Genomic DNA, 10,661 nt, shown 5'->3' on the forward strand with positions numbered 1-10,661 from the left:
AAACGCTTAGCTCCTTAAGCCTATCCTATATAAAACAAAGTGGTTGCATTTAAATGCAACCTCTTCTTACTTAATGAATAAACCGTTTAATTATTTTAAATTATACCTTAAAGTAATCCCATAGGTTCTAGGGTCGCCAATTACACCAGCATACTGCCCATAACTTCCAGGAGCAGCCAATAGTTGTTCATAATAATTTTTATCTGTTAAATTTCTACTCCAAACTAAAATCGACAGCCCATTATCCGCTTTGAATCCTACCCGAGCATTCAATAAAGCATACCCATCTATATTGAGGTATTGAGATGGCGAAGGACTCGATGAAAATTCAGACCGATAGAAAACATCGGTACCTAAGAAGTATTCACCTAATAACCCTAACAATTTACCCTGAGTATATAAATCTAACCCTAAACTTCCTGACCATTTACTTATACCTGGTAAGCGTCCACCTGAAATATCTTTAAATGCCTGAGGCCCTCCAACTTCTTCCAATGGAACAGGGGCATTTTCAAATTTCACATATCGCCCATCTGTATACGCTAACGCAGCATTCAATCTTAAAAATTGTTGGTGTCGATAACTTGCGTCCAATTCAACACCTTTAACACGAACTTGCTCCGCATTGGCAAGGTAGCCACGATTTACCCCTGGCTCTGGGGTTTGAACCAGTGTTTGATAATCTTTAATGTCCGTTTGATAAACTGTTAAATTTAAAATACTGTTTTTAATAGGACTTGATTTTACACCAATTTCCTTATGATTGACAGATTCTGGTTTAACTCTCGCCAATTCCAACAACACTTTACCATCGGCAGTCGGTAAACCACCAACATTTATCCCTACCGGCTTATAGCTTAATGCATAGGTAGCAAATGCATTAAAATTCCGATTTACTTTATACTGTAGCGATAGTTGTCCAGAAAAATTTCCAGCTGATGCATCTGTATCAAATGCTTGATCCGTGTAAACTGAATTTTTTAAAGCTATTAATGCAGGATCATTGGTTTCTAAACCACCATACCTTGTTCTTGCATAATTGGCTTCCTTCTTATCGTAATTATAGCGCAATCCAGGTAGTACATGAAGTTTATCGGTGATAGACCAGTCAAATTGAGTATAGGCCGCGAGGCTGGTTGTTTTAATACCGTATTTTGTTTTTATGCCATAATTATCAAATAACCCTGGAGTAGTCCATAAATTACTTGTAGAATTTTGAGCAAACCTCCACAAAGAAGACCCTGCTTCCTCTGTATGTACAGGATCTGTCCTCAAATCCTGATACAAACCTATGATTCCTGCCACAGCAGTAATCCGTTCCCCAATTTGACCCGTATACCTGAATTCTTGAGAATATTGATCATGCACGGAATTTCCTGCAGATATCGTAAATACAGGCAATCCAATATAATCTCGATCATTCAATGGCACCCATTTCCAATACCGCCAAGCAGTAGTAGACGTTAAGGTTCCATTTCCAATTTTGATGTCAGCATTTAAAGATATACCACCCAATTCATTATCCGCTTTAGACTGTGTATTTAAATCAACTTTACGCTCAAATGCATTGGCGTATGGAATCTCATAACCTAAATCTTTAATAATATTGTCAAATTGTCGATATTCTGCACGTTGAGTTTTTACCACACCGGCAATCCCCCATCCGTAACCATCCGGTCGTTGAATGCTCTTATCACCTGCCAAAATGATTTTAACTCGATCATTTGCGGTATACAATAACTGCCCTCGAAAACCTAAATTATTGGTATTATTAATCGATCTATTGCTAAATACATTGGTTAAGTTACCATTACGTTGTGTCCCTGAAAATGAAACCCTAGCCGCAAATTTATCGCTAATTGGACCTGCAATGGAAGCTTTTCCTTGTACAAAACCTAAATTACCATATGACACTTCAAAATTAGCTTCAGGTCTAAATGTTGGCACTTTAGAAGTTATGTTAAATGCCCCAGATGTGGTATTCATCCCAAATAAGGTTCCTTGAGGACCTCTCAACACTTCAACCTGCTCGATATCAATAAAATCCAACCAAGTAGCGGCAGGCCTAGCAATGTAAACACCGTCTAAGTAAAAACCGACCCCAGGATCAATACCATCATTTGTGAGGCCATAAGTTGATCCTAATCCCCGGATATTTAAAGTTGTATTACGTGCATTTGAGGAATACAATTGCACAGTAGGCAACATTTCTTTTATTTTATTTACAGTAAATGCTCCAGCATCTTCCATAGTTGTCGCATTGATACTTGTAATTGGTATAGGAACATCCTGCAATTGTTCTTTTCGTCGACGTGAAGTCACTAAAATTTGATCGATAAGTTCTGATTTTGGGGAAAGCAGGATCTTTGCTGGGGAACTTCCGATGGTTATTTGCTTTGTTTTATAACCAAGTCGACTAACAACCAGATTAAATGGTAGTTTTTGACCAGTCACAAAATGAAAAGCTCCTGCCTTATCCGTTTTTACTTGATGCGTCACCCCTTCCAGTTGTAAGGTTACTCCATCCAAAGGTTCTTGAGTGATGGAGTCTAGTACTACTCCACTTAATGTTGCATTGATTATAGCCTTAGGTTCTTCCTGTGCTTGAACTTGGGAAACAAGCAGAAAAGTTAAGGCAATAGTTATTCCGTATAACTGAATTAATCCGTTAATTTTCATGTAATTTAAATTAAATTGATTGCTATATTTTTTTATTTCGCCTTATCGGCTATATAAGGATTAATGGGAATCCATAGATCCCCATAATCCTATCTTGGGGGGATGAAAGATCTTGAGTCACATTCGCTCATCCAATTGCATACATTCGAATTGGATTTTGATTTTGTAATAAAGATTGAAAAATTGATTTTTCATGAACTAATTTTTAATATTTTACATTGAACATCACAAATGTAAAAACTTTTATTAATTAAATCTACTAAATCAATAGACTTTGTATTAATTACTATATATACCATTGATTATCAGTCAAATAAATTTAATTTCAGTAGTTGCTACCCCTGAAATAGCCTAGAACAACCTAGCACTTATGACTTCATCGTACATAACATCCATGCATAAAACAAAAATATGTGATCACTCCTACCCTAAATGGCCTGTTTTACACATTCCGCATGACAAGCAACGTTTCGTTCTAACAGTGGCAAATAAGTTATAATGATAGGATTTAAGCCATAGGCAATTTAAAATCATTAATGAAGAGAAAAAATATTTGCTAAATCGATTTTAACATTATTGATACAAATAATCCATTGAATCCCACTAAATCCCTATTTTCTAGTATTATGTATAAATTCATTACGTCAACTAAGCCAATAAATGCTTGCTATTGCCATCCTAAATGTATAAAAATTACAAATTTATACTGTATATTAGAACCAACCTAATTTTATATAAACAAAATCACAATTCAACAATTTAAACTTAGTTAAATAATCATGAAGAAATCTATTGCCATCGCTTGCTTAATAGCAGCCTCTTTTTCAGCTGGAAATGCCCAGACCTGGAAACCTGCCGGTGACAAAATTCTTACCCCTTGGGCAGAGCAAGTAACACCACAAAATGCACATCGTGAATATCCAAGACCAATTCTAGAAAGAAAAAATAATTGGCAAAATCTAAATGGGCTTTGGAAATACAAAATCACCACCAAAGACCAAAAAGATTTACCTACTTCCTGGGATGGCGATATCCTGGTTCCATTTGCAGTAGAATCTGCATTATCTGGAGTTGGAAAAAGCCTAACAAAAGATGATGCTCTTTGGTACAATACTCAAATTGTACTCGATAAAAAAATCAGTAAAGGAAAAATTTTGCTTCATTTTGGCGCAGTAGATTGGCAATGTGACGTTTATGTCAATGGTCAATTGGTAGGCTCACATGAAGGAGGCTTTGATTCCTTCAGTTTTGACATCAGTAAAGCACTTAAAAAAGGTAATAAACAAGAAATTGCATTACGTGTTTGGGATCCTACCAGTGATGGTCCTCAACCCCGTGGTAAACAAATCAATAATCCTCACGGCATTTGGTATACCCCTGTATCAGGTATTTGGCAAACCGTTTGGTTAGAAAGTGTTCCTGAAACATATATTGTAACCACCAAGCAAACTCCAAATGTTGATAATTCCACGTTAAACTTCAGCGCTCAAGTAGAAGGTGCTCAAGCAGGCGATGAAATACTTATTGAAGCGTATGACAAAGGAAATAAAGTTGCTGAAACAAAAACAGCCGTTGGTTCTGATGTTAATTTAGCCATTCAAAATGCAAAATTATGGAGTCCAAACAGCCCTAATCTATATGATTTACAAGTCAAAGTCCTACGCAAAGGAAAGGTAATTGACCAAGCAAAAAGTTATTTTGCTATGCGTAAAATCAGCATGAAAAAAGATGGTCAGGGCATTTATAGAATGTACCTAAACGATGAATTTGTATTCCATTACGGTCCATTGGATCAAGGTTGGTGGCCAGATGGTTTACATACCGCTCCTTCAGATGAAGCATTAAAATTTGATGTGGTAAAAACCAAAGAAATGGGTTTCAACATGATTAGAAAGCATATCAAAGTAGAACCTGCACGTTGGTACAGACACTGTGATAGCTTAGGTGTGTTGGTATGGCAAGATATGCCAAGTGGTGATTTAGGTGGTAACAGATGGGATATGCAACCAGGTAAAATTGGTCCAGGTAAATTAGATAAAGATCGTACTCCAGAATCAGAGGCCATTTTTAGAAAAGAATGGAAAGCCATCATGGCTCAATTGCATAACTACCCTAGTATAGTTATTTGGGTACCTTTCAATGAAGCTTGGGGACAATTCAAAAGTAAAGAAATTGTAGATTGGACAATCAAAAATGACCCTTCTCGTTTAGTAAATGGTGCTAGTGGTGGTAATTTTATGGCTCCAGGTCATATGTTAGATATTCACAACTATCCCGATGCGAATATGCCTAGTCCTGATATTTTTGGAGACAAATACGTATTGGCACTGGGTGAGTTTGGTGGTTTAGGTTTACCAGTTGCAGGTCATACATGGCAACAAAAAGACAACTGGGGTTACCAATCCTTTAAAAATGTAGAAGAATTAAAGAAAAGATATTCCGAAGTTGTAAACGACTTAAGCCGTTTAATTCCTCTTGGTCTATCTGCAGGCGTTTACACCCAAACAACGGATGTCGAAGTTGAAACTAATGGTTTAATGACATACGATAGAAAGGTGATTAAAATTCCAGCAAATGAATTAAATGATCTTCATAAAAAATTATATGATAAAAGTTTGGTGAAATAACCTACTCACCTATCCACAAAAAAGGGATGCACATGTGCATCCCTTTTTTGTTTCCGGATCTGTAGCAATTATTTCCAAATGCTATTCAATTCATAAAAAGACAATGAGTTTAAAACGGCTTGTCCAGCAACATGAATTTTGTACTGGGTATTAGTTGGCTCAAAATTATAATTATAAGGTATAAAAACCTCTCCCTGATTGGAAAACAATTCAATCCCAGTCCGATCTACATATATGATAAAATCTTGTTTATTATCCTTCACGGGTAAATGAATTCGCATATTTTCCAACACAATTTCCTGTTCCTTTACATGGTATTGAATAGACAATCCACGAATATTTAAGTATAAGATTTCGGTGTTTTTTGTATCCAGTTGAAATCGGATTTCCGCTGTTTCTGACTGCAAGGCTGCCAATGGATTTTGACTGGATTTGGATAAGGCAATAGATTTCAAATGCTGACCATTAGATCGAAGACCTTCCAGTTCAGTAACTGGAATACGCACTAAGCGAGCCCCCCTTGGCGTATTACGCAACTTCAATTCCATTGGTATACTCATCGATTGGTTAAACTTACTTCCCCCACCTCCAGTATGCGTTCTCCACCAACCAATTTCAATTCTTCTACCCTTTGGATCATGGTTAAAAGTTTGTGCGGCATAATAATCTCTTCCCATTTGACTGAAAATTCGTTCCTCATCAGCAATAAAGGTTTTACCATCAAAGCTTCCTATAGCATATTGACTGTTTCCTCCCGTTAAAACCCATTTTTTCTCATTGGCATTATCATCTACCGCTAACTCGAAAAATTCGGGGCATTCATACATATACCGATCGTTTTTTTTCCCACCCAAGAATTTACTCGTAAATTCCCATTGTTTTAAATCCTTAGAACGGTAAAAAAACATGCTATGTTGTTCCCCTTCTTCTTCTACATACAGCACCATTACCCAATGTTTACTTGCTTCATGCCATATAACTTTCGGATCTCGGTTTCCATTAGTCACTTTTTTAAGGATAGGGTCCTTTAATTTTTCAAATTGGCGTCCATCTAGGGAATAAGCCAAACCCTGAGTCCAGGTATTTTCTGCTGCTGTATAAAACAATAGCATAGCTGGATTTTTAGGGGTTCCAAACCCACTTTTCCCTAAATGATCTGTAATGGCAGATCCTGAAAACATTGTCCCTAATGAATCGGGATATAGGGCTTCTGGCAAATCTTTCCAATGAATTAAATCTTTAGAAACCGCATGCCCCCAATGCATATTACCCCATTGCACACCATAGGGATTATGCTGGTAAAACATATGGTATTCCCCATTGTAATAAATTAATCCGTTAGGATCATTATTCCAACCTCGTTTAGGAGAGAAATGAAATTTCCCGCGTTGAGTTTCTGTATATTGTTGGGCGTTGGTATCTTCATCCACCTGTTTTATTTTAGAAGTCAAATCTAATTGACGCTCGGTATCCATCAACTTAAATACTAAACGCTTTCCAATCCATTTCTTAACATCCAAATAGGCAAACCAATCCGTCTGGTTATCAGCAATCTCTACCGAGAAATAATGTAAAACATGTCCATTTTCTATAACATGGACCCGCTGCATCTGCCCTCCGTTTTTAACTGGTATTTGTAAATAGGGTTTTTGGATTAATAATTCAATGGAGGAGCTATTTTGCCCATAAATTGAAATATGAAACATCAACAGAAAAGATACTATTAATAGGTTTTTCATAATTGTCAACTGAAATAATTTTTTTGGTTAGTAAGTATTAGATCAAACAATTTAGCCATAATTATTCAATAAAACTTGGAAATCCTATAAATCAGCGGTTTCGCACTAAAATAACCTAGCAATAAACCAAAAAAGCCGCAAAATGCGGCTTTTCAGATTTTTTCATGATGATGCTATTATATCATATCGACACTGCGCTTAACAAATGCAGTCAATTCAGCACCCGTTAATAATCCACGAGATAATAATGCCAAATCAAATGCTTGCTTAGCAATGATATTTGCTTCAGCTTCATCCGCATCAATTAATTTTTTAACCAAAGGGTGATTGCCATTTACGGTAACTTTATAATTATCTGGCAAAGTACCATAGAATCCCATACCACCACCATTCTTAGCCATATCCTTCATTCTTCGCATAAATTCGTCCAACGTTACAGATACAGGTAGATCGTCCGAATGTAGGGCATCAACTTCCACTTTCATATCAGCTCTAGCAATTGCTTTTTCGAATACTTCCGAAACTTTTTTGCTTTCGTCTGCCGTTAATTGTAATTCAATTTGCTCGTCTTTTTGAATTAATTTATCAATAACATCTGAATCTATACGCTTTAACTGAACTTTCTCTCCGCCTTTTTGTTCTAAATAGCCAGTAAAGTGTGAATCTAATGGCCCATCTAGTTCCAATACATCGTATTCTTTTTGTTTAGCTCTGGCAATAAAACCATCTTGAAGAGCTTTATCAGACGTGTATAAGTAGATAATTTGTCCATTTTTATCAACTTGCAAATCTTTTACTTTCTCATAATACTCTTTAATAGTAAAATGATTTCCATCTACATTTCTTAGAAGGCAAAATTCATTTGCTTTTTCAGCAAACTTCTCATCGCTTAGCATACCGTACTTAATGAACAATCCGATATCTGTCCATTTCTCCTCAAATCCTTTACGATCAGATTTATAGATTTCTTGCAATTTATCCGCTACTTTTTTAGTAATGTAATTGTTGATTTTTTTCACATTACTATCTGCTTGCAAAAACGAGCGAGAAACATTCAATGGAATATCTGGAGAGTCAATAACTCCATGCAATAACATTAGAAATTCTGGAACAATATCCTTTACCTCATCGGTAATAAAAACCTGACGGGAATATAATTTAATTTTATTCCGTTGTAATTCTAATTCATTTTTAATCTTAGGAAAATAAAGTATACCCGTCAAATTAAATGGATAGTCAACATTTAAATGAATCCAAAACAGCGGTTCGTCCGTAGAATACGGATATAATTCATGATAGAAATCCAAATAATCCTGATCACTAAGCTCAGATGGCGATTTAGTCCAAGCAGGGTTGGTATTGTTGATAATATTATCTATTTCTACCGATTTATATTTTGGTTTACCTTCCTCGTCCTCTCCATCAGGTTCAGAGTTTGTCTTGGTTCCAAAACGAATAGCCACAGGTAAAAATTTCGCATATTTATTTAAGATGTCTTGAATCTTAGATTGACTAAGGAATTCGGAAGAATCTTCATTTATATGAAGAATGACATCCGTACCTCTTGTGCTGCGTACCCCAGATCCAATTTCGTAGGAGGTGCTACCATCACAGGTCCAATGCGCAGGCTCTGCGCCTTCTTGATAAGACAATGTGTCAATTTCCACCTGATCAGCAACCATGAATGCAGAATAAAATCCCAATCCAAATCGACCAATGATTTCATTGGCATCATTTGCTTCTTTGAATTTTTCCATAAATTCAGTAGCACCTGAAAAAGCGATTTGATTGATATATTTCTTTATTTCTTCCGCAGTCATACCAATACCATTATCGGAAATCGTAATGGTTTTTGCAGCCTCATCTAATTTTACATCTATTGTTAGATCTCCAACTTCGCCAGAATATTGGCCTAATGACGATAATCTTTTTAGTTTTTGCGATGCATCCACTGCATTCGAAACAAGCTCACGTAAAAAGATTTCATTATCAGAGTATAGAAATTTTTTAATAACCGGAAAGATATTCTCGGTATGAATTGAAATAGTACCTTTCTCTTCTTGCATATGTATATTTATTTTTAGCAGTTTTAAATTCACAAATTAAATAACAAGATACATTCCATAGTTGTTTTTAAGTCAAAATGACAGCCTTTTACTGAAGTTTTTACATAAAACCCTATTTTTGCGTCTAAAATAGGCAGTAAACATGAAAATTAGTAAACCCAATTTTTTTAAATCCCCATTAGAACATTATAAGGATGCCATTTCCAAACTAATGCAGCTAGAACCAGAAATATTAAGGGAAAAATCGGTAAAACCAAAATTACCCTTCGTTTATAATTTAGTGTATAAAGATGCTCAGAAACCTCATATTACGGCATTTACCTTTGGACTTTCCAGCCTAGACTTGCAGTCTACAGAAAAGAAGAAAGAAATTTGTATACAGATGAACTCTAGCAATTTGCAATGGGCTTTAGTTGCTGCCTATTTAGTCAATCAGCTCCGCGGGGACTGTAAATTCAATGAGGGCGAGATTATAAAATTTGGTCAGCAAATTGAAGCGGAATCAAATTTAAATGCTTTTGTGGTTATAAATTGTTTAATTCCCAATGCGCAACAATATCTTTTGGAGGGTAGAAAGACTTCAAATATTCAAATTATGCAATTAGTACCCATTTATGAGCAAGAAATCACAAGCATAGCACAGCTTGGATTGAATGCGTTTATTCAAAAACTTCAAGCAGAATTGCATAATCCCAAAAGAGATTTATTAAAATTTTAATACCCTTGTAGCATTCCTGTAAACATGCTCGTATTATTCACATCTTGGATCCAATAATTCAATACGAATACTGAAATAAAAAAAACAATCAAGATGAAAAACACGAACATATTAGTCCTATTTTTTGCAGGAATATTATCCTTAACAAGCTGTCTTAAAGACGATACAGACCCAACACCTGTTTCTGTTGTATCCATTGGAAATGCCTTGCCTATTGAAGGAGGGGTCTATTACCAAGAAGGTGGAAACAACATTGCCAGTTCCAATGGCGCTTATAAAGGGCTGACTGTTTTTTATACCATCGCGGGAAATAAAAATTTTAAAGTTTTAGAGCGAACCTCTAGCAAAACTTTAATCGATACCAATCTAAATTTTGTTGACACCATCAATTATGTTTCTTTTGTTTACGGTACTCCTACCAAACCACGCTTAATTCGCGGTATCAATGTCGGATTACAAAACCTGGGCACAAAAACAGGACTTCGTTTTTTTCATTTAGCGAACGGGGTTGAAAAAGCCAACTTATATATCGCTGAACAGAATATCAATGAATTTCTAAATAAGCAAGTAGAAAACAATGAAACCATGAAGGTTTCTCAAAACTTTACTGCTGCGACTGCTGGTACGTTCACCATTATCGCTAAGGATGAGAATGGAGCTACAGTGGCAACAAAAGAAAATGTTAATCTTAGAGAAGGTACTTACCAAGATATCTTATTAATTGGAGAAAAAGGAAATGCTAAATTCCCTTTAGAAATCGTCTCTAGTACCTATAATTAATCGGCAGCTTTACAATACAATCATAATTTAGGATGGCCCATGTTCGCATGGG

At 35.8% G+C, this 10,661-nt stretch carries 6 protein-coding genes; 3 read left to right on the top strand and 3 right to left on the bottom strand.

All coding sequences use genetic code 11. The annotated features are described in order from the left end of the window. Window positions 1-90: 90 nt before the first annotated feature. On the bottom strand, window positions 91-2,679 hold the full coding sequence (locus tag ACFRAE_RS03915) for a TonB-dependent receptor (protein WP_422795814.1): 2,589 nt from the start codon (window positions 2,677-2,679) through the stop codon (window positions 91-93). Window positions 2,680-3,458: 779 nt separating this feature from the next. Between ACFRAE_RS03915 and ACFRAE_RS03920 the strand changes: the two genes are divergently transcribed. Then, window positions 3,459-5,306, top strand: coding sequence for a glycoside hydrolase family 2 protein (locus ACFRAE_RS03920; RefSeq protein ID WP_422795815.1), 1,848 nt, complete (start codon window positions 3,459-3,461; stop codon window positions 5,304-5,306). Between the two features lie 68 nt (window positions 5,307-5,374). On the opposite strand, the gene ACFRAE_RS03925 is transcribed toward ACFRAE_RS03920, so the two are convergent. Beyond that, entirely contained in the window at window positions 5,375-7,045 is a 1,671-nt protein-coding gene (locus ACFRAE_RS03925) for a glycoside hydrolase family 32 protein (protein ID WP_422795816.1), read from the bottom strand. Between the two features lie 176 nt (window positions 7,046-7,221). Next, on the bottom strand, window positions 7,222-9,111 hold the full coding sequence (gene htpG / locus ACFRAE_RS03930) for a molecular chaperone HtpG (protein WP_422795817.1): 1,890 nt from the start codon (window positions 9,109-9,111) through the stop codon (window positions 7,222-7,224). A gap of 142 nt (window positions 9,112-9,253) precedes the next feature. Between htpG and ACFRAE_RS03935 the strand changes: the two genes are divergently transcribed. After that, window positions 9,254-9,829 (top strand): suppressor of fused domain protein, encoded by a 576-nt coding sequence (locus tag ACFRAE_RS03935; RefSeq protein WP_422795818.1) that lies wholly within the window; start codon window positions 9,254-9,256, stop codon window positions 9,827-9,829. Window positions 9,830-9,922: 93 nt separating this feature from the next. After that, window positions 9,923-10,609, top strand: a complete 687-nt coding sequence (locus ACFRAE_RS03940) for a hypothetical protein (protein WP_422795819.1) — start codon at window positions 9,923-9,925, stop codon at window positions 10,607-10,609. Window positions 10,610-10,661 lie beyond the last annotated feature (52 nt).

The organism is Sphingobacterium sp. HJSM2_6, assembly GCF_049316305.1.
Lineage (GTDB): Bacteria > Bacteroidota > Bacteroidia > Sphingobacteriales > Sphingobacteriaceae > Sphingobacterium.

Coding starts and splice junctions, on each gene's coding strand:
- ACFRAE_RS03920 (WP_422795815.1), top strand. CDS start 3,459: ATGAAGAAATCTATTGCCATCGCTTGCTTAATAGCAGCCTCTTTTTCA.
- htpG (WP_422795817.1), bottom strand. CDS start 9,111: ATGCAAGAAGAGAAAGGTACTATTTCAATTCATACCGAGAATATCTTT.
- ACFRAE_RS03940 (WP_422795819.1), top strand. CDS start 9,923: ATGAAAAACACGAACATATTAGTCCTATTTTTTGCAGGAATATTATCC.
- ACFRAE_RS03935 (WP_422795818.1), top strand. CDS start 9,254: ATGAAAATTAGTAAACCCAATTTTTTTAAATCCCCATTAGAACATTAT.
- ACFRAE_RS03915 (WP_422795814.1), bottom strand. CDS start 2,679: ATGAAAATTAACGGATTAATTCAGTTATACGGAATAACTATTGCCTTA.
- ACFRAE_RS03925 (WP_422795816.1), bottom strand. CDS start 7,045: ATGAAAAACCTATTAATAGTATCTTTTCTGTTGATGTTTCATATTTCA.